We start from the raw sequence: 15,745 nt of genomic DNA, 5'->3' as shown, positions 1-15,745 counted from the left end.
TGTCAAAGAGCAAACACCCAAGACCCAAAAGCAGACCGTCGCGCAAATCTTGCAGCGCCACCGCCTACATCCAACCAAGAATGCCCCAGTCTCTCCTGAGCGTCTAAACCGTCTTTCCGATCCGTCAGCAGCGTCTCCGCCGCGCCCCGTAGCGCCTCAGCGCCGCCGGTGAAGGGGGTTCTAAGCATAACCTCAGATGCCCGCAACCCCTTTTTTGCAAAACTGTCATTTTTTCACCCACATCCAACAAAACAACATGTTTTCAAGCACTTACAAGAATCTTAAAGTAATGCCGACATTGAGGATTTTGCTCACCCTCCCCAAGCTTAATGGTTTGCCGTGAGATGAATCATGAAGCCATGTCTATATATTGCGTTCGAAACTCTGGCACACACCAGGGCGATGCGGAATCGACGACTCGAGTCGCCCGCCTGCCCTCCAGACATTCGTCCTATAGGTCGATTTCCAGCACCCCGTCGGGGTCTGCTGCGCGAGATTGGCACAAGACTATCGCATCGCGCCGTTGCGCTTTGGACAGAACGAAGTCACGGTGCTCAGCCTCTCCGGCCAGCAATCCGCATTTACAGACGCCACAGATACCGTCAGCACATTTTACATCTACATGGATGCCCTGCTCGGCCAATGCATCCGTGGCGGTTTGCTCCGCACTCACCTGGATCTCGCGACCAGAACGCGCCAGCCTCAAGACAAAGGGATGATTTTCATACTCTGGCTGCTCAGGCACAGAGAAATACTCCAGATGCCTTGCGTCCTCCGGGAAACCGGCAGCCTCAGCCGCAGTCATGACAGCTTCCATATAGGGCGCGGCCCCGCAGGTGTAGACGTGGCAGCCCGGCTGATACCCCGACAGGATCTGGTCAAAGGCTGCCCGCGTCCCCTCTTGTGATACATGGAGGTGGACCTTGGACGCCCAAGGCATCTGGGCGAGATCATCGAGGTAGCCGCCCTGCTCCCGCGACTTGATCGAATAGTGGAACTCAAACTCCGCGCCCAACGCATGCAAGCGGTGCGCCATGGCAATCATCGGCGTGACCCCAATCCCGCCCCCCATCAAAAAAGTCTTGCTGGCGCTTTCATCGAGCGGAAAGTGATTGATCGGGCGAGAGATGAAAATCCGGCGCCCTTCCGAGAAGATCCTGTGCAAAAGCTTTGAGCCACCGCGCCCGGCCTCTTCTCGCAACACGCCAATCTGGTAATGCGAGCGATCCGCCGGATTGCCCGACATGGAATACTGACGCAGAAACTCTGGGGCGACGACGATATCAAGATGCGCTCCGGCACTCCACTCCGGCAGATCGGAGCCATCGGCAGCACGGAATTCGTATTTTGTGACTCCTGCGGCCATCTCTTCGACCTTTGAGACGATCACCTGCAGAACCGGGCTCTCGTCATCATTGGTATAAAGGTGATCCCAGTCACCTGTTTCGCCCCGCTCCCGGCGCTGTTTGTATTCCTCAGCGGTGATCATGGCCTGATAGGCTTCGATCCCGGCTTCGCGATCCATCGGAAACGGATAGGGATAGGGGTGCGGTGCGAGGTGCGCCGGGTAAACTGCCAGCGTCTGGTCCTCGTAGCGCAGGTTGAGGTCCTTTTGCAGATCCCGCGCATTCACCGGATGCCGGGTCGGGCGATAGGCACCGTCTTCTTCCAGCTCCAGATCCCACCACCATTTCTTGGTCGGGTTCATCTCGCCATGGCCCAGCATATCGTCGAGCCGGGCCAAAGCAGGGGCGGCCTTGGGAATGTTCATTGCCGCCCAGCGGAAGGGCTTTTCCGCAAAGATCCCTTCGAGGTTCCAAGGACAGGTCTTCATGCACCGCCCGCACATCGCGCCGCCGGGCGTGGTGATCCGGTAGGTGGTGCATTTCTGGCTGTCGGATTTCCAGATCTCGTAGCCGTTAAACATCAGCTTCGGGCCAGCGGTGATCGCGCCCGACGGGCATTCGCGCGCACATTTATTACAGGACTCGCAAAAGGATTGCAGGCCGAAGTCAATCGGCTTGTCATGCGCCATCGGCATGTCGGTGGTCACCACACCGGATTTCAGGCGCGGACCGAGGAAGGGGTTGAGGATCACCTCGCCAATGCGTGAGACCTCACCCAGACCGGACAGCAACAGCAAGGGCGGTTGCAGAACCTCGCCATCCATCACCGTATGCGCCTTGGCCTTATAACCAAGATTGCGGATCTGGCGTGCAATCACGCCCCCCAACAGTGAGAACCGCAAATACGCGCGCATGGATTGCGCAACCGCAATCCAGTCGTCGCCAGAGGTCCCCTCGGTCGTGTCGAACCCCTGATCGACGATCATCGAAATCGCATGCGGTTGATCCGGCACAATGGGTGTGCCGGTGGCGTCATGGCTATACCATGTCCAATCCGGGCAACGGCTGATCCCGACCGCATCAATCCCCAACCAATAGGACGCCGCCTTCACCATATCCGCATTGAGCGTGGCATCCGTCGGACGAGGCCCGTCGGCAGGCGTGCCGTCCTGCAACAGCACAAAGGCCCCAAGCATCCGCCGCTGCGCCATCGAAGGCGCCGCCTTGCGGACATAGAACCCGCCGGTCGCGGCCTTTTGGTTCCCCTTGCCCATATCGCCGAACTGGGCACGGGCAAACATATCGGCGCGTTTGGGCACACGGGCCACGCGCGCCTCATCTATATATGTCGTGGGCGTCTCTACCCGCTTCAGTGTCTCAAAAGGGTGCGGGCCGTCGCGAAAATCGCGGTCTTTATACGGATCACCGTTCAGGGCAGACCGCTCTGCCCCTGCCCCGATCCACCAGCGCAAATCGCGCCCGTTTTGTCCGGGCTGCTCGGGCAGCGGCGCCAAGGGACGATCTTCAGCCAAGTCAAAGTCGGTGGTCACGGCCGCCAGACCAAATCGGGTGCCCAAATAGGGCGCAACAAGCTGGCCGTCTTCCATACGCACCAACCCCGCCGCAACCGCGAGCCGGTTCAGATCCACATCAGACGACGTCCCGGTATGCGCCTTGGCATCCCAGCCCAGCAATCGGATGTAGTTGGCAATCACCACTGCCGTTTCGGCGCTGCGCAAACAGGCCCGATGCGCCTCCGCGCCCTCGATCCAGTCACACCCCGCCTCTTTTGGGCGAGGATCACGCGGCATTTCATAGAGGAACACAATCGCATGACGATGCGCACCAATCGTGGTGGGTGGCGCTTGCATGGCTTCTTTGAGGTCCGCCATGATCATATCGATCCCCGAGGCCAGCGTCTTGGTCTGACGCGTCTTCAGATCCTCGGCCAGACGGTCGATATCCGGGTTGTGCCAAGGATGTGCCAAACGCGCCTCATCCCTCATCGGACCGATGCCCACCATGGAGGCATCCGCAAAGTACCCAAAAGCTTTGATGTGATCTGATCGCTCTTGCAGATCGGTCGGAACCTCGCCGCGAGAGCCATTCACCAGCCCGTCGCGGATCGCATCCATCATCGCCTGATATTCGCACATCGCATTGATGATGCTGTCGGGCTTTTGCGGCCGGCGGAAATCAAGCGGCGCCGAAGGCGGCACCTCGCTCAGATCTGCATGATCGCAGCGCTTCAATCGCTCCAGCGGGAACGGCCCCAAATGAACCGGCCGGTTCCGGGAGGAAAAGAAACGAATGGACATGCTGGCTCTCCTGCGTCGGATGTGGCGTGCGCCTGAAAACGGCGGCGCGGCTCGCGTGTTATCGCGGCTACCCTGCATCTGGCAGAATGAAGACGCCTGACGTGCCGACAGGTGGCACGGGCTATTGGGCTGGATACCCCAACCGGATCAGCAAACCCGCCCCATCAACGCCGATGAGGCCGTTTTGACCCTCGGCGTTTCAGGTCGCGGGAGGCTGAGGGGAACACGTCCTGATAACTGTTCGCATATCGCTGTCGTGCCTGCGCGACATCATCAGCTGTGGGCGCGGCGCGCCTCGGCCACCAGGGCTCCGATATGAGCGATTTTCTCGATAGTCATCGGCTTGCTGTAGAACGCCTTGACCGCGTCGTAGCCTTCCGCCGCTTCCTGGTCGCGCGGATCCATCGAGGTCGAGATCACCGCAACCACCTGATGGGAAAAGGCTTCACCGAATTCCGCCGACGCCGCCGCGAGAAACTCCAGACCATTCATCGCTGGCATGTTGATGTCCAGAAAGATCGCATCAAAGGGGGCGTGGTCCGGCCTGCGCAGATACGCCAGCGCATCACGCGCATAATAGCAGGGGATCAGCTCCACAGCGGCATTCGCTTTTTTGAAGAGACGCCGATACGCAAGGTGATCGAACTTGTCGTCATCCACCACAAGGACGCGCGTCAACTCCGCCGCCGCGTTCATGCCCCCGCCCCCCAGAACCGAACACTGAAACAACTGCCCTTTCCGGGTTCGGACTGCACCTGTACGGATCCACCGTGAACATGCGCAACCCGCTGACACAGCGCCAGTCCGATGCCGGTTCCGGGATAGTCGTCATGCGTGTGCAACCGCTGGAACAATCCAAAAATCCGTTCCTGCTGTGCAGCCGCGATTCCGATACCATTGTCGCGGACCGACACTTCCACCTCGCAATCATCGACGTCGCTGGTGGCCTCGATACGCAAAACGCAGGGGCGGTCTGGCGCCCGAAACTTCAGCCCGTTGGAGATCAGGTTTTGCAACAGGCTGCGCACCTGCGTCGGAAGGCCTCGTATCACCGGAAGCGCTCCGACATGTACCTTCGCCTGCGCTGCGTCGATGTCGGCACGCAGATCCGCCAGCACCTCTTTGCAGAGCTGCGCGAGATCAACTGTCTCGAACCGAGGCTCCACCCCAACCAATTGCGAATAACACAGGGTATCAGCTATGATCCGGGACATGCGTGCGGCTGTCGTGCGCGCCGCAGAGATCAGCTCCTGCCCGTCTTCGTCGATGTAGTCCTGATAGTCGGAAGCAAGAAAATCCAGCATATTGGTCATGGTATTCACGGGCGACTTCAGATCATGCGACAGCGCATAGGTGAACTGCGACTGTTCCTGATTGGTCTGCCGCAACTGACCGTTCAGCGCCCGCAATTCCTCGACCTTGTTCTGCAATTCGGCGGTACGCGCCCTCACCTGCTGATCCAACTGGTCACGCTGCAAGGTCAACATGCCGGAGAGTTTGCGCAGCTCTTCCTCGACGCGGCGGCGTTCGGCGATCTCGTTTGTCAGCGTTGCAACGCTGGCGCCATAGCCGCGCAGCGCCATGTCGTAGACCGAGACCGCTTCGAGATAGAAGGCCTCGAGCCGGGTTTCCGTAAGCTCCCGATCTGTACTGTCCGCCCGCAGTTCGCGCGCGGCATGAAAGTGGATTTCGCCGATGTCGCTGATCGCAACCTGCGCCTGCAATGCGGCGCGCGCGCATTCATAAGCCTCCAGAAGGTCGGCCTCACCGCCGTTTCGCGCATAGGCAATCAGGGCCTGCCGGTATCGGCGTGCCGCATCTCCGTTCAACGGCTCAGGGTCAATCAGAGACAGTGCTTTCATCTCGTTGCCTCGAGCTTAAGAACCAGCGCAAGGCAGTCATCTGATGGCCGACCATAGGTCTCCAGTATCGTGTCGGCCTGCGCTTGCACATTATGCCCATGCATGGGGGCTCCGCGATAGGATCGCCGAACCCCGTCTGTTGTCAGAACCAGCACATCACCCGCTTCGAGTGCGATATCTATGACGCGGATCCCGTCATAGGCGACCCCAAGCGTGCCGCTTCTCTGGATCAGGCCGCCATTTGGCATTCCGCACCGCAGATGCAGCCCGTCGACATCGCCAACGGCCGCCCAGGATGCCGACATCGTCCGCAAGGATACCGACACGACCGCCATTGCCGCCCCCCTTACACGCCGCAAGGATTCATGAGCCGATGCAAACATCTGCTCGAGCGAGGTACAGTCCCGCTGCTGCACCGCCCGTAGCCCAATGGTCGCCGCCTGATGTGCCTCCGCGCCGCTCCCCAGACCGTCGATCACAACCGCACATATGTCCTCGCCATCGCGCAACAGCATGTAGCCATCGCCACTGTACCCCGAAACCTTGGCGCGCCCTGCAACGGCCCAGCTCAGGACATTGGAACTGCCGACGATATCGATCCGCCCTGCCACTATCTCCCCATCCACTTGATTGCCGTGACAACGACGCCCTCGCCCACGGCGGTAACGACATCAAAGTCGTCCATGATGCGCTTCGCCCCCGGCAGTCCGAGACCAAAACTGTTTCCGGTGGAAAACCCGTCCGCCATTGCGCGCTCCAGGTCCTCGATGCCGGGACCGTGGTCGCGGGCGATGATACGCAGCCCCATCCGGCCCCGCCGTCGTACCGGTGTGATTTCGATTTCGCCCTTGCCGGCGTAATTGACGATATTGCGCGCGAGTTCGGAAATCGCCGTTGCGATCAGAGCCTGATCCGGCCGGCTGTACCCCATTCGTTCGGCAATCTGCCGACCGGATTGGCGGGCGGAGATGACATCGGCATCACGACGAATGGCCTGAATATCGCCACCAAGCGCCCCCTCTACCTGCATGCTAGCCGGCCTCCAGCAAGGCCAGGCCACGGTCCAGATCCAGCGCTGTGGCGACATCCGGCAAGGTGACGCCCAGCAAGACCATGGAATAGGCCACATCCGGCTGGATCCCGACGATCACCAGCCGAGAGCCGCGCAGCCGCACCGCCTGTGCCATATCCGACAGGCTGCGCGATCCGAAACTGTCGAGCACATCCAATGCGCTCACGTCGACGATCACGCCACTGGCCCGACAGCGGATCACCTCTTCGAGAATGCGCAACTGAAGATCCAGAATGTCCCCGTCGCTCAACTCTTCCTGAATCGACGCGATCAGCACGTCTCCCTGGCGCAGAATGGGCACACGGCTGCTCATCCCCCTACCCTGCCATCAAGCGGTCGGCCAGCTCGATGCCACTTTCCAGATCTCCGGCGGTCTGCAATTTCTCTGCGGTGACACCGACCTTTACAAGCGATTGCGCCACCTCTGCCGACAGCCCGGTCAAGACGGAGCGCACCCCCATGAGGCGTGCTGCCGACATCGTCTGGATCAGATGATTGGCCACCGCACTGTCCACCGCGGCGACGCCGGTGATGTCAAGCACCACCGCCCGGGCCCGGTGCGCCCGAATACCCTCGAGCAATTGCACCGTCAGCGCCCGTGCACGAAAGCTGTCCAATGTCCCGACCACGGGGATCAGCAATAGGCCGGGGCGCAGTTGCAACACAGGTGTCGGCAGTTCGCTCAGCTCCCGCTCGCGATCCCGGATGGTCTCTTCGCGGGTGTCCACATAGGTCTCAAGCGCCAGCGCCATGTCAAAATGCGCGAATTTGAACAAGGACAGCAGCAGTGGGAAGGCCGAGTCGGGCTCTTCCTTCATCCGGTCGAGCACGATCGTCGCGAGGCGGTTCAGATAGAAGGCATACGCGCCGATATACAGCGTCGGCGTGACCCCCGTGCGTTCATGAATGCCGCCGATCCGGCGACGATCCGCGATGTAATCGTCATCCAGCTCCGCGGAGATCAATTCCCTGAAGTAGCGCAGCTGCCCGGCTTTGACCTTTTCGACGTGGTCGGGGCCGTGGAAATGCTGCGCCGCCACCGGGTCACTGAGCAGATGTTCATAGAAGGCTTCAATGATCGCCTCGGCCACGCTCTCGGAGATTTCGCCGAGCTGCATGGTTCGATCCCGGTCTTCCGGCGACAGGTCGAACCATTTCATCGCCTTTTGCAGATCATAACCATCGCGCGCATCCTCCGCCGAGGACGCAATAATCTCGAGCATGGGACACCTCGAACCGCCTAACACTACATCGTAACACCTCCAACCCTATGCCCGCGTCGTTAACAGGGCCTTAATCGCGGCGTCTGCGTTTGGGGGAGGCGAACGTGCCCTCGCAGACGTCGATCCGCGCGCGCCAAGCCCCGGTTGTTATTGCGCGGGCATACGCGCCACCACCTTGATTTCGAAATCAAATCCAGCGAGCCAGTTTACCCCGACGGCGGTCCAGTTCGGGTAGGGGGCATCCGGGAACATGACCGCCTTGACCTCCATGATGTCAGCAAACTGCTGTTCCGGATCCGTATGAAACGTGGTCACATCCACAATGTCGGCAAATGCGCACCCGGCCGCGTCAAGAACAGCGCGCAGGTTCTCAAACGCGCGCTCGACCTGCGCCTTGAACTCCGGTTCCGGGGTGCCATCCTCGCGACTGCCGACCTGCCCCGAAACAAACACCAGGTCTCCTGACCTGATCGCGGCGGAATACCCATGTTGCGCATAGAGCGCGTGGCGATTTGCTGGAAAAATCGGTTCATTGTTCAGTGCCATGACAACCTCGCAGAGATAAGAATGGTAGGATCACGCGCGTTCATATACGCTACGTATGTCAAATAATCAGATACGCGCCGTATGTCAATTGGCATACGCATCGTATATGAAGGGAATGGATTGAATGGCACCACGATCTCGCGCCGAGAAGATGGAAGAAACCCGACTGAAACTGATAGACGCCGGGCGCCGGGCGTTTGCCGAAAAAGGCTTTGCCCAAGCCTCCATGGATGAGTTGACCGCGGAGGCTGGCCTGACCCGCGGGGCGCTCTATCACAATTTCGGCGACAAACGCGGGTTGCTCGCAGCAGTTGTCGACCAGATCGACAGCGCCATGGCGGCGGATGCCAAGGCGGCGGGTACAAAAGCCGGAGGCGGTTGGCCCGGATTGCTGGCAGAGGGTGCGGCCTACATCCGCATGGCACTCGAACCGGAAGTGCAGCGGATTGTCCTGCTGGACGGACCTGCGGTTCTGGGCGATCCGGCGCAATGGCCCAGCCAGAACAAATGCCTGCAAGCCACGATCATGACCCTGCAGGAGTTGGCACAGGCGCATATCATCAAGCCGGTTGACATCGAAGCGGTCGCGCGGCTGTTGAATGGCGTCGCCCTGAATGCAGCCTTGTGGGTGGGCACCAGCGACGATCCGGAAGCCACGCTTCCCAAAGCGCTTGCCGCCTTTGAGTGCCTTGCCTCAGGCGTTCTAAACACTCATCCCGAGTAAGAGCCGCAACTGCCCCCGGCCAGATCGTGATCACCGGCCGGAGAGGCGCACAGCCTGGCGTTGCAGGCCGACGGTGGGACCGCCGCAGTGCAGTGGCATCCCCCCGCGGACAGGATCCGAGGGGAGATGCAATGTCCATCAGACCGCAGAGGCATCAGGGTCTGGCGGCAGTGATCCTGCACCAGCCCCTGGCCTGTGGTCATCAGAGATCAGTTCAGATCTTTGGCCCGGGCAGCGTCAATGTCGGCTTCGGCCCGAGCAACGGCTTCGGTCAGGGCCGTAAAGGCTTCTTCGCCCTTGTCGACATTGGCCTTGAACCAGTCATAGACCGGGGACGCGGCCTCTTTGAAGGCAGCTTTCTGCTCTGGCGTTGGCACGTAGAGATCCCCGCCGCCGGCAACGAAGTCCTCATAGGCTGCGATGGATTTGCGCTTGGGCGAGGCAAAGGTGGCCTGTTGCAGCGCATAGAAGCCATCGACGACCACCTGACGCATGTCTTCCGGCATCGCCATGAAGGTTTCGTTCGACATCCACCACAGCGCGCCCATGTAGGCATGACCGTCCAGCGTCACATACTGCAAACCCGCATCCGGGAACTTCATGCTCATGATGTCGGTGATGCCGTTCTTCGACCCTTCGACAACGCCGGTCTGGAACGAGGTGAACAGCTCCGGCCACGGGATCGGCGTCGGCGACGCACCAAGGGCCTTGACCAGCTCTTGCGGCAGGTCGGCAACCACGGTGCGGATCTTCAGACCTTCCATATCCGCAGGCTCGGCCACCCGTCGCTTGGTATTGGCAAAGTTGCGCCAGCCGCCGGTGTTGCCGATGGTCATCAGGCGGATGGTATCGCCGGAATCCTCAAGCGCCATGTCGCGGATAGTGCGGGTGAAATCCCCGGACAGCACATGCTCCGCCACCCGGTCGTCGGCCATCAGATAGGGCAGGTCCAGCACCTGCACATAAGGGAACAGACCGGACGCGCCGCCAGAGGTGGAGATATAGACGTCGATGGACCCATCGGCGACGCCTTGCAGACACTCCGCCCCGTTCGAGCAGAGCTGGGTTCCGATGAACAGCTCCACCTCGATCGCGCCATTGGAGGCTGCTTCGACGTAGTTCTTGAACACCACGAGGCCGTCATAGTCCTCGTCGTTTTCGTTGGAATTGGCCGTCGCGCGGATGGTATAATCCGCGGCCGAGGCCGAGAGCGCAGTCCCAGCCATAAGTGCCGCGACTGCGACGGTCTTCAACGCTTTCTTGAGCATTTAGTATCCTCCCTGATGCTCTTGATTTTAAGGTCAGTTCACGAACCCCGTCAGGCGGGGGATCGTCATCGAGATGGCCGGGACAAAGGTGATCAGGAAGATCACCGCGATTTCCACGGCCAGGAACGGCAGAATGGCACGGGCGATCGTGGTGACCCGCTCGCCGGAGACGGCAGAGGCCACGAACAGGACCAGCCCCATCGGCGGCGTCGCCAGACCGACGGTCAGGTTCACACACATGATGATGGCGAAGTGCACGCTGTCGACCCCCAGACCCGCAAAGACGGGGCCAAGGATCGGACCGAGAATGATGATCGCCGGTCCCGCGTCCAGAAACATGCCGACCACGAACAACAAGAGGTTGATCAGGAACAGCAGCAACAACGGATTCTCGGTCAGCGCCAGGATGAATTCTGCCAGCTGCTCCGGCGCATGGCTGAGCGACACCACCGTCTTGAACGACATCGCCGCGCCGACCAGCAACAACACCACGGCAGAGGTGATCCCGGCCCGCGTCATCACATCCGGCAGTTCTCGCAGTTTCAGCGTGCGCAGCACAAAGAGGCCGATGAACAGCGCATAGGCAACCGCGACCGCCGCGGCCTCCGTCGGGGTAAAGACCCCGGCGAGGATGCCCCCAAGGATGATGACCGGGGTCAGCAGCGGAAAGAAGGCCTTGAGACTGGCCTGTCCACGTTCGCCCCAGCTGTAGCGACGAGAGGCGACGGGAAAGTCGTATTTGTCCGCCATGATCTTGATCATTCCCATCAGGCCAAAACCGACGAGCGCCCCCGGCACCAGGCCCGCCAGAAACAGGGCTGCGACGCTCTCTCCCATCACATAGGCATAGATAATCATGATCCCCGAAGGAGGGATGATCGGGCCGATCACCGAGCTTGCCGCAGTGATCGCCGCGGCGAATTTGCGGGTATAGCCCTGTTTTTCCATGGCCGGGATCAACATGGAGCCCAGCGCCGAGGTATCCGCCACGGCGGAGCCCGAGAGCCCGGCAAAGAGCATCGAGGACAGCACGTTCACATGCGCCAGCCCGCCGCGCAGGTGCCCCATCAGGGCCTGCGAAAACTCCACAAGCCGCAGGGTGATCCCGCCCTTGTTCATCAGTTCGCCCGCCAGCATGAAGAAGGGGATCGCCATCAGCGGGAAGCTGTCCATGCCGTTGTAGAGATTGCGGTACAGGAGCGTGATGTCGCGCTCCTGCCCGCCCAGCCACAGCATGATGCCAGGCGCGGCCAGCAGGCCGAAGAAGACCGGCAACCCCACCATGAGAAAGACAAGAAACAGCGGAAGGAACCAGATCAGCATTATTCGGCACCTCCCGCCGTGGCGAATTCGATTTCCGGCAGCCGGTCCGCGCCGCCCAACAGGGCAACGATGCGGTGCAGGATCAGTTCAACATTGACGAGGATCAGCAGCACAATGCCAACGAGCAGCGACAGCATCATCCACGAACGCGGTATCCGGAACCAACTGTCAAACCCAAGCGAATTGGGCAGGTAGAGCGACGCGGTGGCAAAACGACCGCCGATCCCCGTCACCTCTCCGATGCCGATTTTCACCGCAACCACCAGGACCAGCAGGCTCAGGCAAAGAAGCACCAGCGACAGCAGCGACCCGATCCGAAGCGGGAGCATCGCCGACAGCGTGTCGATGGCGACAAAGCCCCCCTGTCGGAACGCCGTCGGCGCCATCAAGCCGGTCATCCAGAGCATGCAGAAACGCGCCGCCTCGTCCGGCCAAGGCAGCGCGTTGTTCATCACATAGCGAAAGAAGACCTGGATCAGGATCGCGACGACCATGGCGGCCACAGCAACACAGCCAACCCAGCGCCCGAGGCGCAACAAGGTTGCGTTGATCCAGTACAGCGGTGTCACCACCGCCATCAATGCGTTCATCTTGTTCCTCCCCAAACGACAGGCCGGGCTCCTCCGCCGGCGCAGTCAAATCGCGCGGCCTAATGCGCGGTAATGCGGCCCATCTGTCCCTTGAAGAAGGCAAGCGCCTCGCCCTCCTCGCGCATCTCCGCCCGGTTCACGACGCCCAGCACGATGGCATGGTCTCCTCCGTCGTAGACCGCGTGGCGGGTGCATTCGAAACGCGCCAGACAGCCCTCCAGCACCGGAACGCCCTCCGCGTTCAGGGCCAGATCAAGATCGCGCAGCCCCGCGGCATCCTTGGCGACGCTGTAGCAAAGGTCCTGCTGGTCGGCGGCGAGCACGTGGATCGCGTAGTGCTCGGCCTTTTCGAAATGGGGAAAGCGGCGCGAATTGCGGTCCGGCGACCAGAGCACCATCGGCGGCGTCAGCGAGACCGACGAGAAACTGCTGGCGGTGATTGCCACCACGCCCTCGGGCGTGGTGGCCGTCACGATGGTCACACCGGTGGCAAAACGGCCAAAGGCATCGCGCAGCAGGCGGGTGTTGCTTTCATCCGGCACAAAGGCCTTCTGCATCTTGTCGTTCATTTGCAGGCCCATGTTATGCCACCTCCCGACCCAAAGCGGCCTCATAGAGGCGGAACCAGGTCTGGCGATCCAGCTCGACCTTCTGGGCATCGGAAATCGTTGCGATGCGGGCCAGGTTGTTGGTGCCCATCACCGGCAGGATCTTGGCCGGATGCCGCAGGAGGAACGCAACGGCAACGGCCGCACGATCCACCCCTTGCGCTGTCGCCACCTCATCAAGGCGCGACGCCAACTCACCCGAGCCGGTCATCAGGCTGCCGCCACCGAGCGGCGACCAGGCCATCACCGCGTCCCCCTGCATCTGGTGGAACGCCAGATCGCCATTGGTGAAGGGAGACACTTCCGACAGCGAGATCTCGATCTGGTTGGTCACCAGCGGGTTCGACATTGCCGATTGCAGCAGTTTCCAGTCCCAGGGGCGAAAGTTCGACACGCCCACAGCCTTGACCTTGCCGGACTTCACCAGATCATCCAGCGTGGCGCCGGTCTCGTGGTGGTCCATCAGCGGATCCGGGCGGTGGATCAGCAGAAGGTCGATCTGCTCGATCCCCATCTCTGTCAGTGATCGGTCCACCGCGCCTTCGACATAGGCGCGCGAGGTGTCATAGTATTTGACCGGCTTGTCGCTGTGCAGGCCGATGGGCGCAACGATATCGCATTTGGTCACGATCTCCATCCGGTCACGCAGGGCCGGATTGGCCTTGAGCGCGGTGCCAAGGATGCCCTCGGCGCCATAATCGCCATAGATATCGGCCTGATCGAAGGTGGTGATCCCCTGTTCGAGACAGGCGTGGATCTTGGCCTCCACATGTTTCACGGAGGTGTCGGCATCATCACCGATCCGCCACATGCCGTAGATCAGACGGGAAAATTCCAAGTCATCAGAGAGTTTTACGCGGTCCATCAGCGACGTACTCCTACACCAAGGGGTGTTTCTGGGGGGCTCGCCGGTACACGGCCATAGGCCTCGGGCAACGAGCAGGTTTTCATGTTGGGCAGAATGCGGGCACCGAAGTGCTTGGCCTCGTCGATATGCGGATAGCCGGACAGGATGAAGGCGCGGATTCCCATCTTCTGATAGGCTTCCAGCTTGCTCATCACCTGATCCGTAGAGCCAACCAGCGCCGCGCCGCAACCCGAACGCGCGCGCCCTACACCGGTCCACAGATGCGGCTCGATAAAGCCCGCGTCATCCGCGACCTCACGGTTCTTTGCCTGATGGCTGACCCCAAGCGATTTTGCATCAAGAGCGCGTTCGCGGATCGCGGTACCCTGTTCGTCATCCAGCTTGGACACGATGTGGTCCGCATACTCCCGGGCTTCTGCCTCGGTATCGCGCACGATCACATGCACGCGCAGGCCATAGTCCAATGTGCGATCGTATTTCTCGGCGACGGAGTGCACGGCCTGCATGCGGCCTTGCAGCTCTTCCATCTTTTCCGGCCACATCAGGTAGACGTCACAATGCTGCCCGCACAGCTCCAACGCCGAAGGGCTGTAGCCCCCGAAGTAAAGCAGCGGACCGCCGGTCTGATACGGACGCACCGGATCGGTGGTCAGGCCCTTGAAGTTGTAGACCTCGCCCTCGTAGTTGATCTCATCCCGTGTCCAGGCCTGTTTCAGGATCTCCACCACCTCGCGCGAGCGCTGATAGCGATAGGCGCTCTCCGCCTTCTCTCCCGGAAAATCGGAGGAGATGATGTTCACCGTCAGCCGCCCTTCAAGCATGTGATCGAGGGTCGCGATGGTGCGGGCCAGCATGATCGGCTGCATTTCACCGCAGCGCACGGCGGCCAGCAGGTTGATCTTTGACGTGATCGGCGCGCAGCCCGCGACAAAGGACAGCGTGTCCTGCCCGACCTGGTACGAGGACGGGCACAGAATGTTGCGAAACCCCTGCGCCTCGGCGGTTTTCACGATCTCCGAACAATGTGCCCATGACGACCGCAGGTCGCCGTCCGGAACGCCCAGAAACTGATAATCGTCCGAGCAGAGCGCGGAAAACCATGACACTTCGGCAGCGTCCAGATCGGGCGATGTGATGGGAACGACGGTCATTTCTGTCTCCTGGCGGGCAATCGAATTTCCTCTTGCGTAGCAGCAGATTTAAAGTACATCAATGGTGCATCAATTATTTCTGCCCGTCTACACTCTTGCGCATGGGATCTCGCATGACACCGCCGAACGACCTTGACCGCACTGCCCCAACGGCGCTTCCCATCTATATGCAGATCAGCGAATTCCTGATCCGCGAGATCGCCGCCGGCCGCCTGGTGGATGGTCAGCGGCTGGCGCCGGAACGGGATATGGCCAAGAGCCATGGAACGACGGTGCGGACCCTGCGCAAAGCCCTGTCGGAGCTGGAGAAAAAGGGGATGCTGGAGCGTATCCAGGGGTCGGGTAATTACATACGCGCCAACCACAAGGTGCAGAGCGTCTATTCGATGTTCCGGCTCGAACTGACCACCGGCGGCGGCCTGCCGACGGCCGACATCTTGGAGGTCGCAGCGGTTCCCAAGCCGGCTGACCTGCCCGCCTTCGGCACCGCCGATCATGGCACGCGCGTGCGCCGGTTGCGATTCCTGAACCGCACGCCCATCGCTGTCGAGGAAATCTGGCTCGATGGCGATGCCGGCATCATCAAACCCGAGAGCATGTCGGATTCGCTTTATCGGACCTACCAGATGCAACTGGGCCTGATTATCGCACGGGCAGAGGATCGCGTGTCCATCGGCCAGGTGCCCGATTGGTCGCCACAGGGCTTCGCGCTCACGCCCGGCACGCTCACCGGATACATCGAACGCTTCAGCTGGGCCGACACCGCGTCCCCGGTGGAGTTTTCCCGAACCTGGTTCGACACAAGCAAGGCGCTCTACGTGCAGCGCCTGATTTGAGGGAGACAGT

Annotated in this window: 16 protein-coding genes; 2 read left to right on the top strand and 14 right to left on the bottom strand. The window is 60.9% G+C overall.

Annotated features, from left to right (window positions below; genetic code table 11):
* Positions 1–451: 451 nt before the first annotated feature.
* The 8 genes from MHM97_RS02800 to MHM97_RS02765 all read right to left on the bottom strand — a co-directional run bounded on the left by MHM97_RS02800 (position 452) and on the right by MHM97_RS02765 (position 8,367).
* Positions 452–3,664 (bottom strand): reductive dehalogenase, encoded by a 3,213-nt coding sequence (locus MHM97_RS02800; protein WP_239319184.1) that lies wholly within the window; start codon positions 3,662–3,664, stop codon positions 452–454.
* Positions 3,665–3,937: 273 nt separating this feature from the next.
* Positions 3,938–4,360 carry a response regulator gene (locus MHM97_RS02795; protein WP_239319182.1) on the bottom strand — a complete coding sequence of 141 codons (423 nt, stop codon included), beginning with the start codon at positions 4,358–4,360 and terminating at the stop codon, positions 3,938–3,940.
* Positions 4,357–5,526, bottom strand: coding sequence for a sensor histidine kinase (locus MHM97_RS02790; protein WP_239319180.1), 1,170 nt, complete (start codon positions 5,524–5,526; stop codon positions 4,357–4,359). The genes MHM97_RS02795 and MHM97_RS02790 overlap by 4 nt, the downstream gene beginning before the upstream one ends.
* Complete coding sequence (locus MHM97_RS02785) at positions 5,523–6,137, bottom strand: SpoIIE family protein phosphatase (RefSeq protein WP_239319178.1); 615 nt, start codon at positions 6,135–6,137, stop codon at positions 5,523–5,525. Before MHM97_RS02785 ends, MHM97_RS02790 begins: the two co-directional genes overlap by 4 nt.
* On the bottom strand, positions 6,137–6,556 hold the full coding sequence (locus MHM97_RS02780) for an anti-sigma regulatory factor (RefSeq protein ID WP_239319177.1): 420 nt from the start codon (positions 6,554–6,556) through the stop codon (positions 6,137–6,139). The genes MHM97_RS02785 and MHM97_RS02780 overlap by 1 nt, the downstream gene beginning before the upstream one ends.
* Position 6,557: 1 nt before the next feature.
* Positions 6,558–6,911, bottom strand: coding sequence for an STAS domain-containing protein (locus tag MHM97_RS02775; protein WP_239319176.1), 354 nt, complete (start codon positions 6,909–6,911; stop codon positions 6,558–6,560).
* A 4-nt stretch (positions 6,912–6,915) separates the two neighbouring features.
* Entirely contained in the window at positions 6,916–7,821 is a 906-nt protein-coding gene (locus MHM97_RS02770) for a protoglobin domain-containing protein (protein ID WP_239319174.1), read from the bottom strand.
* Positions 7,822–7,968: 147 nt separating this feature from the next.
* Positions 7,969–8,367 carry a RidA family protein gene (locus tag MHM97_RS02765; protein ID WP_239319173.1) on the bottom strand — a complete coding sequence of 133 codons (399 nt, stop codon included), beginning with the start codon at positions 8,365–8,367 and terminating at the stop codon, positions 7,969–7,971.
* A gap of 124 nt (positions 8,368–8,491) precedes the next feature.
* On the opposite strand from MHM97_RS02765, the gene MHM97_RS02760 reads away from it, so the two are divergent.
* A complete protein-coding gene (locus MHM97_RS02760; protein ID WP_239319171.1) occupies positions 8,492–9,091 on the top strand; it encodes a TetR/AcrR family transcriptional regulator in 600 nt (199 codons plus the stop codon).
* A 209-nt stretch (positions 9,092–9,300) separates the two neighbouring features.
* On the opposite strand, the gene MHM97_RS02755 is transcribed toward MHM97_RS02760, so the two are convergent.
* Genes MHM97_RS02755 through MHM97_RS02730 form a run of 6 tightly spaced genes read right to left on the bottom strand, consistent with a single transcriptional unit; the run spans position 9,301 to position 14,899 of the window.
* Positions 9,301–10,359, bottom strand: a complete 1,059-nt coding sequence (locus MHM97_RS02755) for a TRAP transporter substrate-binding protein (protein ID WP_239319170.1) — start codon at positions 10,357–10,359, stop codon at positions 9,301–9,303.
* 33 nt (positions 10,360–10,392) lie between these two features.
* Complete coding sequence (locus tag MHM97_RS02750) at positions 10,393–11,682, bottom strand: TRAP transporter large permease (protein ID WP_239319169.1); 1,290 nt, start codon at positions 11,680–11,682, stop codon at positions 10,393–10,395.
* Positions 11,682–12,272 (bottom strand): TRAP transporter small permease, encoded by a 591-nt coding sequence (locus tag MHM97_RS02745; protein ID WP_239319168.1) that lies wholly within the window; start codon positions 12,270–12,272, stop codon positions 11,682–11,684. The genes MHM97_RS02750 and MHM97_RS02745 overlap by 1 nt, the downstream gene beginning before the upstream one ends.
* Positions 12,273–12,331: 59 nt before the next feature.
* Positions 12,332–12,853 (bottom strand): flavin reductase family protein, encoded by a 522-nt coding sequence (locus MHM97_RS02740; protein ID WP_305037466.1) that lies wholly within the window; start codon positions 12,851–12,853, stop codon positions 12,332–12,334.
* A gap of 1 nt (position 12,854) precedes the next feature.
* The gene (locus MHM97_RS02735) at positions 12,855–13,745 is read right to left on the bottom strand and encodes an aldo/keto reductase (RefSeq protein WP_239319167.1); all 891 of its coding nucleotides are present in this window, start codon (positions 13,743–13,745) and stop codon (positions 12,855–12,857) included.
* Positions 13,745–14,899 (bottom strand): LLM class flavin-dependent oxidoreductase, encoded by a 1,155-nt coding sequence (locus tag MHM97_RS02730; protein ID WP_239319166.1) that lies wholly within the window; start codon positions 14,897–14,899, stop codon positions 13,745–13,747. Before MHM97_RS02730 ends, MHM97_RS02735 begins: the two co-directional genes overlap by 1 nt.
* A gap of 113 nt (positions 14,900–15,012) precedes the next feature.
* Here MHM97_RS02730 and MHM97_RS02725 point away from each other — a divergent pair, with 113 nt between their 5' ends.
* Positions 15,013–15,735: a GntR family transcriptional regulator gene (locus tag MHM97_RS02725; protein WP_239319163.1), complete on the top strand. Its 723-nt coding sequence runs from the start codon at positions 15,013–15,015 to the stop codon at positions 15,733–15,735.
* Positions 15,736–15,745: the final 10 nt, after the last annotated feature.

This window comes from Epibacterium sp. Ofav1-8 (assembly GCF_022348185.1).
Classification (GTDB): Bacteria; Pseudomonadota; Alphaproteobacteria; order Rhodobacterales; family Rhodobacteraceae; genus Epibacterium.
The sequence above is the reverse complement of the archived record's forward strand: the minus strand, read 5'-3'. Positions and strand labels throughout refer to the sequence as shown.